15 protein-coding genes are annotated in these 13274 nt (G+C 37.1%); 3 read left to right on the forward strand and 12 right to left on the reverse strand.

What is annotated here, in order from left to right; all coding sequences use genetic code 11:
- Positions 1 to 40 precede the first annotated feature (40 nt).
- Positions 41 to 2332, reverse strand: a complete 2292-nt coding sequence (locus AB2Q86_RS11475; protein WP_003729561.1) for a ribonucleoside-diphosphate reductase subunit alpha — start codon at positions 2330 to 2332, stop codon at positions 41 to 43.
- Between the two features lie 537 nt (positions 2333 to 2869).
- Here AB2Q86_RS11475 and AB2Q86_RS11480 point away from each other — a divergent pair.
- Positions 2870 to 3211, forward strand: a complete 342-nt coding sequence (locus tag AB2Q86_RS11480) for a YxeA family protein (protein ID WP_014589115.1) — start codon at positions 2870 to 2872, stop codon at positions 3209 to 3211.
- Between the two features lie 174 nt (positions 3212 to 3385).
- On the opposite strand, the gene AB2Q86_RS11485 is transcribed toward AB2Q86_RS11480, so the two are convergent.
- From AB2Q86_RS11485 to AB2Q86_RS11530, 10 genes are all read right to left on the reverse strand, one after another.
- Complete coding sequence (locus tag AB2Q86_RS11485) at positions 3386 to 3571, reverse strand: CsbD family protein (protein ID WP_003722282.1); 186 nt, start codon at positions 3569 to 3571, stop codon at positions 3386 to 3388.
- 93 nt (positions 3572 to 3664) lie between these two features.
- On the reverse strand, positions 3665 to 4714 hold the full coding sequence (locus AB2Q86_RS11490) for a Gfo/Idh/MocA family protein (protein ID WP_012580915.1): 1050 nt from the start codon (positions 4712 to 4714) through the stop codon (positions 3665 to 3667).
- A 22-nt stretch (positions 4715 to 4736) separates the two neighbouring features.
- Positions 4737 to 5705, reverse strand: a complete 969-nt coding sequence (locus AB2Q86_RS11495; RefSeq protein WP_003729565.1) for a sugar phosphate isomerase/epimerase — start codon at positions 5703 to 5705, stop codon at positions 4737 to 4739.
- A gap of 2 nt (positions 5706 to 5707) precedes the next feature.
- Entirely contained in the window at positions 5708 to 6430 is a 723-nt protein-coding gene (locus AB2Q86_RS11500; protein ID WP_012580914.1) for a ThuA domain-containing protein, read from the reverse strand.
- A gap of 1 nt (position 6431) precedes the next feature.
- Complete coding sequence (locus tag AB2Q86_RS11505; RefSeq protein WP_012580913.1) at positions 6432 to 7172, reverse strand: sugar phosphate isomerase/epimerase; 741 nt, start codon at positions 7170 to 7172, stop codon at positions 6432 to 6434.
- Between the two features lie 15 nt (positions 7173 to 7187).
- Entirely contained in the window at positions 7188 to 8264 is a 1077-nt protein-coding gene (locus tag AB2Q86_RS11510; protein WP_003729568.1) for a Gfo/Idh/MocA family protein, read from the reverse strand.
- A 74-nt stretch (positions 8265 to 8338) separates the two neighbouring features.
- On the reverse strand, positions 8339 to 9217 hold the full coding sequence (locus AB2Q86_RS11515; protein WP_012580912.1) for an AraC family transcriptional regulator: 879 nt from the start codon (positions 9215 to 9217) through the stop codon (positions 8339 to 8341).
- Between the two features lie 69 nt (positions 9218 to 9286).
- Positions 9287 to 9982, reverse strand: a complete 696-nt coding sequence (locus AB2Q86_RS11520) for a Crp/Fnr family transcriptional regulator (RefSeq protein ID WP_003729570.1) — start codon at positions 9980 to 9982, stop codon at positions 9287 to 9289.
- Positions 9983 to 10234: 252 nt separating this feature from the next.
- A complete protein-coding gene (locus tag AB2Q86_RS11525; RefSeq protein ID WP_003737236.1) occupies positions 10235 to 10906 on the reverse strand; it encodes a Crp/Fnr family transcriptional regulator in 672 nt (223 codons plus the stop codon).
- Positions 10907 to 10971: 65 nt separating this feature from the next.
- Positions 10972 to 11589: an MBL fold metallo-hydrolase gene (locus AB2Q86_RS11530; protein WP_003729572.1), complete on the reverse strand. Its 618-nt coding sequence runs from the start codon at positions 11587 to 11589 to the stop codon at positions 10972 to 10974.
- A gap of 131 nt (positions 11590 to 11720) precedes the next feature.
- Here AB2Q86_RS11530 and AB2Q86_RS11535 point away from each other — a divergent pair, with 131 nt between their 5' ends.
- Together AB2Q86_RS11535 and AB2Q86_RS11540 are read left to right on the forward strand one after the other, a co-directional pair.
- Entirely contained in the window at positions 11721 to 12110 is a 390-nt protein-coding gene (locus AB2Q86_RS11535) for a VOC family protein (RefSeq protein ID WP_012580910.1), read from the forward strand.
- A gap of 25 nt (positions 12111 to 12135) precedes the next feature.
- Positions 12136 to 12294, forward strand: a complete 159-nt coding sequence (locus AB2Q86_RS11540; protein ID WP_003729574.1) for a hypothetical protein — start codon at positions 12136 to 12138, stop codon at positions 12292 to 12294.
- A 42-nt stretch (positions 12295 to 12336) separates the two neighbouring features.
- Here the strand turns inward: AB2Q86_RS11540 and AB2Q86_RS11545 are convergent, their stop codons facing one another.
- Positions 12337 to 13266 (reverse strand): DUF561 domain-containing protein, encoded by a 930-nt coding sequence (locus tag AB2Q86_RS11545; RefSeq protein ID WP_003737240.1) that lies wholly within the window; start codon positions 13264 to 13266, stop codon positions 12337 to 12339.
- Positions 13267 to 13274 lie beyond the last annotated feature (8 nt).

Raw genomic sequence — 13274 nt, forward strand, 5'->3', positions numbered from 1 at the left:
CTTTCATTTTGTACTAAGTGTAAAGTATTTTAGAGATGTATCAGCTTGAGCACCATTCGCACTCTTCAACATCGATATCGTTAGAGCGAACATAGTAAGTTGTTTTTAGTCCTTCATTCCAAGCGGTCATGTGTAGTTCCAGTAATTTACTTGCTTTGATACCACTTGGTACGTAGAAGTTGAAACTTAATGATTGGTCTACGTGACGTTGACGACGACCATTTTGACGAACACTTGCGAATTGGTCTACTTTGTAAGCACCTTTTTCATAGTACGGGTATGTGCTTAAGTTTAAGTCCGGCGCGATTACAGGACGACGGTAGTCTTTTTTCTCTTCATAGTAGAACGCACTGTAAATTGGGTCAATGGAAGCAGTTGAACCAGCAATTTGAGCTGTACTCATATTTGGTGCTACAGCTACAAGATATGCATTACGCAAACCTTTTTCTGCTACTTCTTTTGCTAATTCTTGCCATTCAGGTGAGTTATAGTTACGACGCGCGAAATATTCTCCTGTATTCCAGTCGCTGCCTTTGAAGACTTTGTAAGCACCTTTTTCTTGCGCTAGTTTGTTACTTGCGCGAATAGCTAAATAGTTAATTTGTTCATATAATTCATCCGCATATTTCTCCGCTTCTTCGGAGTCCCAAGCGATATTTTTAAGAGCAAGCAGGTGATGCCAACCAAATGTTCCAAGACCGATAGAACGGTATTTTTGGTTTGTAATAGTTGCTTGTGGTACTGGGAGTTCGTTTAAGTCGATAACGTTATCTAACATACGTACTTCTACTTCGATTAAACGTTCTAAAGTACCTTCTTCAGCAACAACCGCACGACCTAAGTTTACAGAAGATAAGTTACATACAACAAAATCTCCCGCTTGTTTTGTGATAACAATTTGATCTCCAGAAATAATTTCTTGGATCATTTTTGTTGGGCTCATATTTTGCATGATTTCTGTACATAAGTTACTAGAATACACCATGCCTTCATGTTTATTTGGGTTCATTCTGTTTACTTCATCACGGTAAAACATGAATGGATTCCCTGTTTCTAATTGACTCATCATGACACGTTTCATGATATCAATTGCTTTAACGATTTTTTTACTGATTGTTTCATCAGCTACTAATTCGTCATATTTTTCGCGGAAAGTACCTTCTCCTTTTGTTTCATCGTAGAAATCTTGTAGGTACCAGCCTTTTTTCGCTTTTACTTCATGTGGATCGAATAAATACCATTCACCGCGACGTTCTACAGCTTCCATGAAAATATCAGGAATACAAACTGCAGTAAATACATCATGTGCACGTAAACGTTGGTCACCATTGTTTAAACGTAAATCAAGGAAAGATTCGATATCTTTATGGAAAACGTCTAAATAAACAGCAATTGCACCTTTACGTTGACCTAATTGATCTACGCTAACCGCCGTATTGTTCAATTGTTTAATCCAAGGAATAACGCCACCACTTGCACCTTTTACGCCACGGATAGCAGCTCCTGTTGAACGAACATAGCCAAGATATGCGCCAACACCACCACCGTGCTTAGAAACTCTAGCAACGTCTGTATTGCTGTCATAAATACCTTGCAAGCTATCATCTACAGTATCAATGAAACAACTAGACAATTGACCGCCAACTTTTCCAGCGTTCGCAAGTGTTGGTGTTGCAACAGTCATATATAGGTTGCTTAAAGCCCAGTATGCTTCTTCCACTAGTTTCATTCGTTTTTCTTTTGGTTCATTTTGCATTAAGTAAAGAGCGATAGTTAACCAACGTTCTTGTGGCAACTCATACACATTACGTTCAGAGTCCGTTGCTAAATAACGTGTCGCAAGTAAATACAAACCATTATACGTAAATAATTTATCTTTTTCAGGGTCAATTAATTTCCCTGCTGCAATCAAATCTTCTTTAGAATAATTTTTTAGAATATTGCCAGAATAAATACCGCGTTCGCCTAAACTCTCTTGAAGTCCAACGTACGAACCATATTTATCATCGTCATTATAAAAACGATTTTTACTCGCTTTTTTGTATAATTTATTTAAATAAAGGCGTGCCGCGAAATGTTCCCATTCAGGAATATGAATATCAGTACGAGCTTCTGCTTCCCTAATTAAATAATCGACTAATTCGTCAGCCGCATAATCTTCCTTCTTCTCTACAAAATTAAAAACCTTACGTTTGTAATCTTCTAAATCAAGTTTCGGAAATTCTTCATGGATTTTCTCTAAATATCCATCCAATCGGCTTTTGTCAAAAGGTAGCTTTCTGTTTCCCCCGTCTTTTACTATGTAAGTTGTCATTTGCAATCCCCATTTCATCCTTTTTTCCTCGTTGTAAAAATATCTGATTCATTTTGCGCTTTTCATTCGTCCGCTGAACTATTTGTGGTCGTTCCATGGAGCAAAAAAATTAACTTTTAAAGGAGCAAATTCCCCTGATAAAAGTTAAAAGGCGATGAAGCAATATTTCGCTTTCGATACTATATATAGTATAACTTTTTTTATGTGAATGCAAGATATAGTGCTCTGATTTTATTACCGAAACTGGCAAAACAATGATGACGCCAAGGTTTTCAGCAAATAAAAAAATTTTTTCCGACAATTGTGTGTTTTCGAGCATATTTCAAGTACAAAAACGCTACTACTTCTAGTGCCTATTTTTCTGGTAGTTTCTACATTTAGTAGTTAAAAAAAGACGACTTTGTAACTTCACAATCTTTTATGATTTCATTTTGTCACCTTTCTGACAAAATTGTAAGATTAGCAGGGAATTTTGTTAGTTAACAAAAGGGATAAACTCGTCATTTCGTTGTAAACTTAATGTAATAAAGCAAATCAAGAGAGGATGAAGGAGAAATGTTTACTAAAAAAAGAGGTTTAATGTTATTAGCTGCAGTTCTTCTAACTGTTTGCGCGATTTGGGAGTATGCGATGCCAACAGATGCCGCAGTAAAATCCTATTACGTAAAAGTAGAAGACGCTGGAAAACCCGTTCAAAAAAATCAATTCAAAGGGTTCAAATATGTATCAAATGTTTACGATGACAAAGGAAAACAAAAACAACTAACTTTTTACTCAGAAAAAGAATTAACGAAGGACGAACAATTCAAAGTACTTGTTGGCGAGAACAAAATGGTTGTTAATTATAAAAAAATCAAAAACGTGCCTGATAAAATTAAATATTTAGCGGAAAAATAAAAACGCTTTGCATCGCCTCCAAATAAGAGGCAGGCAAAGCGTTCTATTTTTATTAAGGTATTATCTATAGGCCAATCATACCAATTTTTTGAATCACTTATGACTTTGACAGTTTGACTAGCTTATATAAATAGACAAAAGCAGGCTTATATTTTCCAAGCCTGCTTTTTTAACTTATTCGGATAATTTCTTTTTAGCGTCGCCAGTTTTATCTTCTACTTCGCCTTTAGCTTTTTGAGCTTTACCTTCTACTTGTTTGCCTTTATCATCTGTTGCTTTACCGAACTTGTCTTTTGCGTCACCTACTACTTTGTCTTTAAGTCCTTTTGCTTTGTCTTTCATGCCTTTATCTTCGCTCATTGATATTGCCTCCTAATTAGAATATTTTCTAATGAAGAATTCTTTATCTCCATAGTAGTGTTTTCCACAGTTTAGGAAGCTAAAACATCTTTTTTAAATAGAATGGATAGTTCGATTCGTCTCAGCCGCTTCAAATATGGCTTCAATCAATTTTAAAACTTGGTAAACTTCTTCGTTTTGAACGATTGGTTCACTCGTATTATTTAAAACATCGACAAAATTATTATAAAAAGATGGAGCTAATTTGGCAGGTGCTGGAAGTGATAATGTATTCGTTGCTTCCTCGCTTGGTGGTGCCATTGTTTTTGTTAGTCCTTGCCCAGCTTTAATTGGCGTTGGTTCAGACGTTTTAGCGAGCGCGGTCGGTTTGACGATTTCCCCGCTTAAATCCCAATCGTGGATAATTCCAGTTCCTTCCGTACCTTTGACATACCAGCGAGGTAGTTTAATGAAGTTCGTTGTGCCTACCTCAATTTGAGCAGTGATGCCATTTTCAAAAGTAATGAACGTGACAAAGCCATCATCGACTTCATCCCCAAGCGCAAAACTTAGATTAGCAGATACAGATTTCACGTTACTATCGACTAGGAATAACAATTGGTCAAGTAGATGCACACCCCAATCAAGTACCATCCCTCCGCCATGTGCTTTCAAATGACGCCAATCTCCTGGAATACCATTTGCTCCGTGAACGCGTGATTCCAGGTGGAACATTTCGCCAATCGTTTTTTGTTCAAACATTTCTTTTATAATTAGGAAATCTTCGTCCCAACGCCTATTTTGATGAACCATGAAATGTTTATTTACTTTTTTAGCTACATCCATAATTGCTAGTAAATCTTCGCTTGTCATCGTCACTGGTTTCTCGCAAACAACATGCTTACCTGCTTCAAGTGCAGTAATTGCCAATTCTTTATGGCTATCATTCGGTGTCGCGATAAGAACGGCATCTACTTGTTCATCCGCTAAAACCGCTTCAAAGCTTTCATAAATTTTCAAACCTTTTTCAGCAGCGGCTTCGCGTTTTTCTTCTAGAATGTCGAATACGCCATGAACTTCTAAATTATCAGCAGCCGATGCAAGCGTTACATGATAGCTTCCCATCCCGCCGTAACCAACAATTACTAATTGATATTTTTTCATCCTAAGACACCCTTTCTTATCGTTAAGCCCACCACATATCCAGTGGTTTATCTTTAATTAAAATCGATTGTAAGTTTGTAACAGCACGGTCGAAGCCTTCATCAATCGACATTAATGGATCTTCGTGTTCAATGCTGACTACATAATCATAACCGTATGTTCTAAGCGCGCTCATAATATCAGACCATTCTGTCAAACTGTGCCCACAACCAACCGAGCGGAATGTCCAACTTCTCGTTTGTACATCACCATATGGTTGCATATCCGTTAAACCGTACATATTAATATTATCTTGATCTAAATACGTATCTTTAGCATGGAAATGATGAATCGCTCCAGCTTTTCCTAAGATTTTGATAGCGCCAACTGGGTCGATTCCTTGCCACCATAAATGACTTGGGTCTAAATTAACCCCGATAGAATCATTTGTTTCTTCCCGCAGTTTTAAAATGGTATATGGCGTATGGCATAAGAAACCACCGTGCAGTTCAATACCAATTTTAACGCCACTGGCAGCTGCAAGTTCGCCAATTTCTTTCCAGTAAGGAATTAATTTTGTTTCCCACTGCCATGTTTTAATATCGCTATAAACAGTTGGCCAAGGAATAACCGGCCAGTTTGGCGCTTTGGCATCATCACTATCACCAGCTGTTCCAGAAAATGTATTAACAACCGGAACATTCATTAATGAAGCTAGTTTAATTGATTTTCGTAAAATTTCATCGGACGCTGCCGCTTCTTCTTTATTTGGAGAAATCGGATTATCATGACAACTAAATGCACTAATCGTTAATCCCCGGCTAGTAAATTTTTCTAAGTATTCTTTGCGTGCTGCTTCGCTTGCCAAAAGTTCGTCCGTCGGGCAGTGATGATTCCCAGGGTTTCCTCCTGTGCCAATTTCTACAGCATCAAGACCCGCTGCTTTCACTTTATCTAACATTTCTTCTAATGATAAATTAGCAAATAATGGTGTAAAAACGCCTAATTTCATTTTTATTTCCTCCCTATTTTTTCAAGTGGTTGGTGATTTCCGTATGCCGGATAATTCTTCCGACCTTCCGCGCACCAATGTACGCCGTTAATAATTACTTGCTGAATATCCGGATGGTGATAGGTTGGATAAGATTCATGGCCTGGTTGGAAGTAGAAAATCCGACCATTTCCTCGTTTGTAGGTAATCCCGCTTCGGAAAACTTCGCCACCTTCAAACCAACCTAAGAAAATTAGTTCATCTGGTGTTGGAATATCAAAATGCTCGCCGTACATTTCTTCCTCGTCCAACTCAATAAATTCGCCAATGCCTTTTGCAATCGGATGCGTTGGGTCAACTACCCAAAGCCGTTCTCTTTCATTTGCTTCGCGCCATTTTAAATCACAACTTGTTCCCATTAGACGCATAAAGATTTTCGACATATGTCCAGAATGTAGTACGACAAGTCCCATGCCTTCTAATACGCGCTTTTGCACACGATCGACAATCTTATCTTCTACGCGGTCATGTCCCATGTGTCCCCACCAAATCAGTACATCCGTATTCGCTAATACTTCCTCGGTAAGGCCATGTTCAGGTTCTTCTAAAGTAGCTGTTCCCGCGTCAATTCCTGCTTTTTTTAGGAAACTAGCAATTTGTCCGTGAATTCCGTCTGGATAAATAGCCAACACCGCGTCATCTTCTTTTTCATGTAAAAATTCGTTCCACACCGTTACACGTGTCATATTAGTTCTCCTCCAATACATTTGCTAAATACGTATAACCTTTGGCCACACTTGTTAGCGGATCTTGCATAAATGCTTCTTGTTCAATAATCAGCCAGGTTGTTCCAGATTGAAGCGCCGTTTTAACAAAACCAGGCACGTCCAAAACACCTTCACCGATAATAGTGCTTTCTTTGTTCGCGTTCGATTTATCCTTAATATGAATAAGTGGTACCCGGTTACGATATTTTTCGATAAAAGGAATAACGCCAATTCCTGCATACTCAATCCAGTAAGTGTCTAATTCCGCAACCATTTCTGGTACATTTTTGAGTAAGTTGTCCAAAATAATTTCATTCTCTAATTTATCTAATTCATGGGCATGATTATGATAACCAAAATGCATCCCAGCTTGTTGAACCGTTTTGGTGATTTCACGAAGTTTTTCACTAAATGTAAGCCATTCTTGCTTTGTTTTAAAATCTGCATATGGGCAAATAATATATTCATTCCCCAATTCACGTTCAAACAAAATGACATTTTCTAAGTCTTCTTCAAGCTGTTCTTTACTAATATGCGATCCGGCTACTTCTAGTCCAAGTTCAGCTAATTTCGCTTTGATTTCACTGGCAGATTTACCATAATAACCAGCAAACTCCACGCCGTCATAACCCATTTCCGCCACTTTTTCTAGCGTTCCAAAAAAGTCATCTTCACAAGCTTCCTTAACACTCCACAACTGTAAAGCAATTTTTGCTTTCATAAAGGCACTTCCTCCTTAATTAAAATAAACTGGTTGACCTGTTTTGGATGATTCATAAATAGCTTCTAAAATTTGTGTTACAACAAGTGCTTGTTCTGGTTTCACAACTGGATCTGTATTATTTTCAATTGCCGCTAACCATTGTTCTGCCTCGATTAACGCTGGGTCATCACCAGTTCCATCATAAAAATCAACGCCGCCTGCTTCTAATTGAATTTTCTTTTCATACATTTGGCTGTGTGCTTCGCCGTTAATTCGTAAGCCGTCTTCCATATCTGCGCCGCCTTCTGTTCCTGATAAAGACGTTCTCGCTTCACCGACATCAAGTGTATTAAGCGCCCAACTTGCTTCTAGCACAATCGTTGCGCCATTTTCCATCGTGATAAAACCAAATGCGGAATCTTCTACAGTAAATTTACTTGGATCCCATGAACCCCACGCGTTTGCTGCATTTTCTTTTTTCGCAAGTTGATGATAACTGTTTCCTACTACGTATTTTGGTTTATAGTTGTCCATCATCCAAAGCGTTAAATCAAGCGCATGTGTTCCAATATCAATAAGTGGGCCGCCGCCTTGCGCTTCTTCATCTAAAAACACACCCCATGTTGGGACTGCACGACGACGAATCGCTTTTGCTTTTGCATAATAGATATCACCTAATTCGCCGTTCTCACAAACTTGGTGCAAGTAATCCGAGTCTTTGCGGAATCTATTTTGGTAACCAATTGTTAGTTTTTTGCCTGTACGCTCTGCAGCTTCAATCATACTTTTCGCTTCTGCCGTTGTTTTCGCCATTGGTTTTTCACACATAACGTGTTTTCCGGCTTCCATTGCTGCGATAGAAATCTCCGCATGAGAAATATTTGGTGTACACACATGGATGACATCGATGGATTTATCTTGGAGTAATTCTACATAGTTTGTGTATACGCTTGCATTTTCGCCACCAAATTCTTTTGCTGCTGCTTCCGCCTTTTCTAAAACGATATCGCAAAAAGCAACCATTTCTGCTTTCTCAGCTTTTAATAAACTTGGCATATGCTTCCCGTTTGCAATGCCTCCACAACCTATAATTCCAACTTTTAATGTCATAATAAAAAACCTCCAATAGTTTTGATAGTTACATCATACAAAACTACTGGAGGTAAATCTTCCTATTTTATTGCTTAATTATTCCCGTATATTGTCTTCCTGTATTTTAATGGTGCGACTCCCATTGCTCGTTTGAAGGCATGATGAAAGGTTTTTACGCTACTAAAGCCAGCTAGTTCAGCCACCTCTGTTACAGGGAAAGCCTCATTTAACAACATCCATTTTGCTTTGTTCAGCCGGTAATCATTTAAAAAAGTCACAAATGTCATTCCGGTATTTCGCTTGAAAAATTTCGTGAAATAGTATGTGCTAAATCCAGTGTAGTTCGCGACTTCTTGTAAGCTGACAGGTTCTTGATAATGTTTCTCGACATAGGAAAAAATTTGATCTAATTTATGTAGTGTTTCTTGAGATTTTAAGACCGCTTCTTCCGAAATCACACTATCCGGTTGTGTTTTGATTTGAGGGATTTCTCGGTATATTAAGCCGATAATCGCCAGCAAGTCCGCTTTTAGAATATAATGCTTACCTGGCTTTTCTCCGCTAGACTCCTCATGAATATTCATAATGAGAGATTGCATTTTAGCCACTGTTTCTTCTGGCCATTCTCTACTTAAATGCGCCATTTCCGTAAGCATCTCACGCAATGTTTGCATTTGGTCATCCATTTGCATTTCTTCTTGAAATAAACTTAAATCAAACTGAATAACGACACGTTCACTACTTGGTGAAGCTAAAAAATAATGCACATCTCCACCATTTATCACTTGAATCTCGCCTTCTTTTAATTGAATTGGCATATCATTAACACCAAGATTAAGGCTCCCTTTTAGTGCATAAATAATCTCAATTTCCTTGTGCCAATGCGGATAAACAAGTACCTCTCCCTCATTTACAAACGAACGGAACGGAAAAGCTTTATTTAATTCTGGAATTTCCAAGTATTCACTCATAGTGGAACTCCTTTTTTTCTTTCATTTTAGCATAAAAAAGAAGACAGCCGTTAGACTATCTTCTTACATTTATAAAATTAATGATTCATATGGAATTTCATTGAAAAGTTTTTCTACATTAATTACAACAGGGATTTTAGTATTTAGTAAATAGCCCTCTTTTTTAAGTTCACTAAGCGTTAAACTAAGATACTCTCTTGTGATACCCATGAATTTGGATAAAAATGTAGTGGATAGCTCTTGTGGAATTTGAATGTTATCTCCGTTAGAAATACCATATTCATAGCCAATTGCAGCAATCACGTGTTTTACGCGATCTTTTACTTTGAGTGTATTAAGTAAACAGCGACGTTGCAGCACCATGATTTCTTTTTTTGATTGATAAAGCATAAATTCTTCGATACTAATATGTTTTTCGACCATAAAAATGAAGAAATCTCTGTCTACTGCTGTAATGACGCTAGAACTTGGTGATAATAATTTAGCACCAATATTACGTTTTAAATCAGAAGACATGAAAGATGAAAAATTACACACATCCCCATGTTTTAGTAATTGATCGTACCCAATATAGTCATCAATTTGTGTTCCTTTCATAACGATACCTTTTTCAACAAAATAGATACCTGTTACGAAATCAACATCAAACAGTTCGTTTTTAGAAAGTTTAATACTCATACTATGTTTAGCAAAATCTCCAGACTTCTTACAAAAATGAAGTGGATTGGTCAAAATTTCATGTTGTCGTTTTTCTAATGTGTTCATTGCAAATTCCTCCTCTAAAGTATAATATCACAGAATGAAAACACTCTAGAGAAGAGATAAGCTGAATAAAATAACATCGCAATCACAAAAAAAGAAATTTTTCACTATTTGCCTACTAAAACAAACTTTTTTTAGGTCAAAAACGTCTAAATAAGTACTTTTTGTGACATTTTTTCTGCACTTTTTTTAGATAATAATTTAACTTTTCCACCTTTTATAGTATGAAAATCAATATATATTAAGTTTTATCATTTAAAGTGTGTCAATTTTTTTAATAACCCATGGCTTATGACTGTCGTCGAGAATTCCTTCTTTTCGTAGTTTTAATACGATAATATTCGTGTATTCTCGAGTCGTGTTGGCATATTGAGCCAAAATAGAATTATTAATTTCATCCGGCAAAATGAATTCCTTATCTTTCGTTACTCTTCCCATATATAGACCAATCTCTTTTAGACATGCTCTAATACGGCGTTCTTTCTTCATAAAATTACGTTTACTAGCTTTAAAATAAACTTTTCTCGTATAAAGCAAATTAGATAATAGATATTTCGCTTTTTCACCCGATTCATCCAAAACACGTTCCACAAAATCAGGATCGAGTACCCAACAATGAACTTCTGTCAAACTACGCAGTACAGACTCCTCTGGCTCTTCCTTAATAATCGGAACTAAATTGATTGCGATTTCGCCACCCACAAAGCTAATAATGCCGGAATCGCCGTATTCATTTTGAAGGCAATAAGAGAAGTATCCACTTTCTACTAAGTAAATCTTGAAGCCTTTCGAATTATTCATCTTGATTTCTTTGCCTCTAGGGATAATTTCTTGATAGCAATAATCATGAAAATAGTAATCTTTTTTTAGTAATTGCAGCAGTGCTTTTGGTGTTGTTTCTTTGAAAATTTCCTCGTCTGAATGCATATTCCAACATCCTTTCCATTTGATTACAAAAAAACTGCAGAATAAATGCTTCTGCAAGTTCTTTTTTAGTTAAAGTATGGGTTTGTCTTTTTCTCGTGACCGATTGTAGTTGCATCGCCATGACCTGAATAAGCTGGTAATTCATCTGGAAGTACGAACAGTTGTGTTTTAATGCTATTTATTAACATATCAAAATCTCCTGTATATAAATCTGTACGACCGATACTACCTTTAAACAAAGCATCACCAACTACGACAAAATCGTCGAAAATAAAACTAACGCTTCCGATAGAATGTCCTGGCGTCGGTACTACTTTAAATTGAAAACCTTCTATATTATATTCACCTAGCGTAAATTCATTTTCTGCAGGTTGCGCTATAATTGCTTTACCAGCAATATGTGCAGATAAGTTTAGTTCTGGATTAGAGAGCCATTCTTGCTCTAGTGGGCTAACATATACTGGAATATTATATGTTGTTCGAATCTCTTCTAAAGCCCCGATATGATCATAGTGACAATGCGTTAGCAAAACAGCCACTGGTTTCACTTCTAGTTTTGCGATTTCTGCTTCAATTTTACTTGCTTCATCGCCTGGGTCAACAATTAATGCTAAATTATCTTGATAAATGATATAACAATTTTCTTGGATTATTCCTGTCATAATACGTTTGATTTTTGTCATTTCACTTCCGCCTTTCTTCACATCCATCATTATACCGAAAAAATCGCCTTACTTCCATCAATATTCCTTGTTTGTATTCACTTCCGAGATATACTACAATAAAGAAAGAAGTTTAAAAGGAGGAAGAAAAAATGACTGCAAAAATGTTACATACATGTATCCGCGTAAAAAACCTAACTGATTCTATTAATTTTTATGAAAAAGCGTTAGGACTTAAAGAAGTTCGTCGTAAGGACTTTCCAGATTTCGAATTTACATTAGTTTATATGGCGTTTGAAGAAGGCGGTTTCGAACTAGAATTAACATACAACTATGACCAAAAAGAAGCTTACGATTTAGGAAATGGTTACGGTCATTTAGCGGTTGGTGTACCAGACGTACGCGCTTTATTAAAAGAGCACCAAGCAGCAGGTTACACTGTGACAGATTTAAAAGGACTTCCCGGTGAAGATCCATTCTATTATTTCTTAACAGATCCAGATGGTTATAAAACAGAAATCATTCAAGATGGTGCTTTATAATTAGACAAAGAACTGGAGAATCTTAATGGGAAAATATTTTATTATCATTTTAATCGCACTAGCAATTAATGGCGTTAGTATTTTGTTCCATAATGATATAGCAAGCTTGATTGCTGTCCTCATTACCGCTGTGCTACTTATTTATTTAATGGTGGATCTAACAAAAATGTATCGTCGCAAATGAAAAAGAACCAGCAAAATCTAATAGATTCTGCTGGTTTTTTTATTATTGAATGACTAAGTTACTTGCAACTTGTTTAGATTCTTTCATAAGGTTTTCGATAATATCGCTTGTGGAACGAATTTCAGTTAACATTCCGCAAATTTGTCCAGCCATGACGGAACCATTTTCAACGTCACCTTCATGAACTGCTTTTCTAAGAGAGCCAAGTGTTAATTCCTCTAATTTATCTCTGGAGGCATTTTCATTTTCTAGTTCTACATATTTTTGGATCATTGGGTTTTTAATACTCCTTACTGGCGCACCATTTCGGCGGCCTGTTACGGTCGTACTCGTATCCGTTGCGTCAAGTACTGCTTGTTTGAAGCTAGCTGGAACCGGGCATTCCTCAGCAACAAGGAAAAGTGTGCCGATTTGGACACCGCTTGCGCCTAACGCGTATACCGCTGCCATTCCGTGGCCATCTGCAATTCCGCCTGCTGCAATGACTGGGATATTTACTGCTGAAACGACTTGACGAACTAGTGCCATCGTTGTTGTTTCACCAACATGTCCCCCTGCTTCTGTACCTTCTGCAACAACTGCATCAACACCGATTTCTTCCATTTTTTGTGCAATTTTTACAGATGGGATAACTGCGATAACTTTAATTCCAGCTGCTTTAAATTTTTCCATAAATGGTTTAGGCGTTCCTGCCCCAGTTGTAACAACGCGCACATCTTCTTCAATAATGACATCGACAAGTTCTGGGCAATTTGGCATCATCAGCATGATATTTACAGCGAACGGTTTTGTTGTCTTTTCTTTACAAAGACGAATTTGTTCTCGTAATGTGTCTGCTGACATTCCACCAGACGCGATAATTCCTAGCCCACCTGCATTTGATACCGCGGAAGCTAATTCATATGTGGCAATTTGTGCCATTGCCCCTTGTAAAATCGGATATTTGATTTGTAGCATTTCAGTTAAACTCATTTTCTTTT

This window comes from Listeria monocytogenes, from assembly GCF_041765605.1.
GTDB lineage: Bacteria > Bacillota > Bacilli > Lactobacillales > Listeriaceae > Listeria > Listeria monocytogenes_D.

Excerpts from the sequence above, each read along its gene's own strand:
- AB2Q86_RS11475 (WP_003729561.1), bottom strand. The coding sequence starts at position 2,332 with ATGAAATGGGGATTGCAAATGACAACTTACATAGTAAAAGACGGGGGA.
- AB2Q86_RS11480 (WP_014589115.1), top strand. The coding sequence starts at position 2,870 with ATGTTTACTAAAAAAAGAGGTTTAATGTTATTAGCTGCAGTTCTTCTA.
- AB2Q86_RS11485 (WP_003722282.1), bottom strand. The coding sequence starts at position 3,571 with ATGAGCGAAGATAAAGGCATGAAAGACAAAGCAAAAGGACTTAAAGAC.
- AB2Q86_RS11490 (WP_012580915.1), bottom strand. The coding sequence starts at position 4,714 with ATGAAAAAATATCAATTAGTAATTGTTGGTTACGGCGGGATGGGAAGC.
- AB2Q86_RS11495 (WP_003729565.1), bottom strand. The coding sequence starts at position 5,705 with ATGAAATTAGGCGTTTTTACACCATTATTTGCTAATTTATCATTAGAA.
- AB2Q86_RS11500 (WP_012580914.1), bottom strand. The coding sequence starts at position 6,430 with ATGACACGTGTAACGGTGTGGAACGAATTTTTACATGAAAAAGAAGAT.
- AB2Q86_RS11505 (WP_012580913.1), bottom strand. The coding sequence starts at position 7,172 with ATGAAAGCAAAAATTGCTTTACAGTTGTGGAGTGTTAAGGAAGCTTGT.
- AB2Q86_RS11510 (WP_003729568.1), bottom strand. The coding sequence starts at position 8,264 with ATGACATTAAAAGTTGGAATTATAGGTTGTGGAGGCATTGCAAACGGG.
- AB2Q86_RS11515 (WP_012580912.1), bottom strand. The coding sequence starts at position 9,217 with ATGAGTGAATACTTGGAAATTCCAGAATTAAATAAAGCTTTTCCGTTC.
- AB2Q86_RS11520 (WP_003729570.1), bottom strand. The coding sequence starts at position 9,982 with ATGAACACATTAGAAAAACGACAACATGAAATTTTGACCAATCCACTT.
- AB2Q86_RS11525 (WP_003737236.1), bottom strand. The coding sequence starts at position 10,906 with ATGCATTCAGACGAGGAAATTTTCAAAGAAACAACACCAAAAGCACTG.
- AB2Q86_RS11530 (WP_003729572.1), bottom strand. The coding sequence starts at position 11,589 with ATGACAAAAATCAAACGTATTATGACAGGAATAATCCAAGAAAATTGT.
- AB2Q86_RS11535 (WP_012580910.1), top strand. The coding sequence starts at position 11,721 with ATGACTGCAAAAATGTTACATACATGTATCCGCGTAAAAAACCTAACT.
- AB2Q86_RS11540 (WP_003729574.1), top strand. The coding sequence starts at position 12,136 with ATGGGAAAATATTTTATTATCATTTTAATCGCACTAGCAATTAATGGC.
- AB2Q86_RS11545 (WP_003737240.1), bottom strand. The coding sequence starts at position 13,266 with ATGAGTTTAACTGAAATGCTACAAATCAAATATCCGATTTTACAAGGG.